A 1,932-nucleotide genomic window follows, 5' to 3' on the forward strand; every position below is an offset into this window, starting at 1 on the left:
TTTAACCTGTACAGATTGGGAAGTTAAACAAATAGCTTCAGTACTATAATAAGGGAACCGGAGAAATTTGTCAAGCAGTTTTTTTGTTTCTGTTGGGTAGCTTTTTTCCACTGTTGTCTACTATTATGTAATAAAGCCCGGTAGCTATTGATTTTTACAACTAGTGCAGATACGATAAAGCTTTAAGCACTGAATAATGGAGCAATTTGGAAACTTTTACATTACCACGCCAATATATTACGTAAACGACAAACCACACATTGGTCACGCATACACCTCCCTTTTATGCGATGTAGTGGCAAGGTTTATGAGACTTGCTGGAAAGAACGTCAAATTTACTACTGGTACAGATGAGCACGGGCAAAAGATCGAGAAAGCAGCCAAAGCACGGGGAATGCAGCCAAAAGAATTTACAGATGAAGTAAGCGTTTCATTTAGGGAATTAGCTAAGTCCATGAATTTTCAATATGATGATTTTATCCGCACTACGGAAGAACGTCACGAAAAAGCTGTAATAGCTCTGTGGAATAGGCTTGAAGAGAGAGGACAAATATATCTGGATTCTTACTCAGGTTGGTATTCAGTCCGTGATGAAGCATTTTATCAGGAATCGGAGCTGATAGATGGCAAAGCGCCAACAGGTGCAGAAGTTCAGTGGATAAAAGAAGAAAGCTACTTTTTTCGTTTGTCGAATTGGCAGAACAAATTACTGGAGTTATATGAAAATCAGCCAAATTTTGTCTTTCCTGAGAGTAGAAAAAATGAAGTAGTATCGTTTGTAAGATCAGGACTCACTGACCTTTCAATCTCTCGCACTAGCTTTAATTGGGGGATAAAAGTGCCAGGCAATGACAAACACGTAATCTATGTCTGGATTGATGCACTCACTAATTATCTCACGTCAGTAGGCTTTCCTGGTACTGAAGGTGAAGAATATAAGAGGTTTTGGGCAAATGGCAGCTCTTCCAACGTTCATGTAATCGGTAAAGACATATTGCGCTTTCACGCCGTATATTGGCCGGCGATTCTCCTTGCAGCAGATTTGCCACTGCCAAAACAAATTGCGGTTCATGGTTGGTGGCTAAACGAGGGAGAAAAAATATCCAAGTCTCTTGGCAATATCATAGATCCAATTGGCTTAGCGCAAGAGTTTGGTGTCGACCAGCTACGCTATTTTCTCCTCCGAGAAGCAAGCTTTGGTCAAGATGGCAACTTTAGCAAAAAAAGTATGATCAGCCGAATAAACTCAGAACTGGCAAACAATATGGGCAATTTAGTGCAAAGAACAATTTCATTTTTACACAAACAATGCTCGGGAATTGTACCGACGGTTGATCAAAGCCTACTAAAAGGCGAGGAAAACCTCCCAAATTGCAAAGCCATACTCGATAAAGCGATGGATCACCTGTCAAAGTATGAGTTTAACCAGATTATACTTTCAATTATCAACATCTCTTCTAAAGCCAACGCTTATATAGATAAAAGTGCACCCTGGATATTGAGTAAAACCAGCAGAGAGCGTATGAATTTAGTAATCTACAAGTTACTCGAATATATCAGAATAATTGGCATTTTATTGCAACCAATTGTCCCAAGGTCAGCTGAAATGATACTAGATCAAGTACAAATTCCAAAAGGACAACGAGATTTAAAATCTCTGTGCAACGCGTGCGTAAGCTTAGGTGTTACACTACCTAAACCTACGCCGGTTTTTTTGAGGGTTGAGACTAAAGAGGAGAAATAGTTTTTAGCTATTTCTCCTGGGTGGGATTACCTTTAGTAACGAGAGTGTGTACCGTTGCATACGCGTCAAGTTAAGGAAAAGTGACATAAGGAGGGAAGAAGATGATGTAAAAATCATTTAAATATTAAGTAGCTAAGTTAATAATTTATCTTATTTTAGGTAAGAATTTCCTAAAAAATAAATGAAAC

1 protein-coding gene is annotated in these 1,932 nt (G+C 38.8%); it reads left to right on the forward strand.

The annotated features are described in order from the left end of the window. Positions 1-196 precede the first annotated feature (196 nt). Positions 197-1,744, forward strand: coding sequence for a methionine--tRNA ligase (metG, locus tag DM84_RS05800; protein WP_250779040.1), 1,548 nt, complete (start codon positions 197-199; stop codon positions 1,742-1,744). Positions 1,745-1,932 lie beyond the last annotated feature (188 nt).

This window comes from Wolbachia pipientis (assembly GCF_023661085.1).
Taxonomy (GTDB): Bacteria; Pseudomonadota; Alphaproteobacteria; order Rickettsiales; family Anaplasmataceae; genus Wolbachia.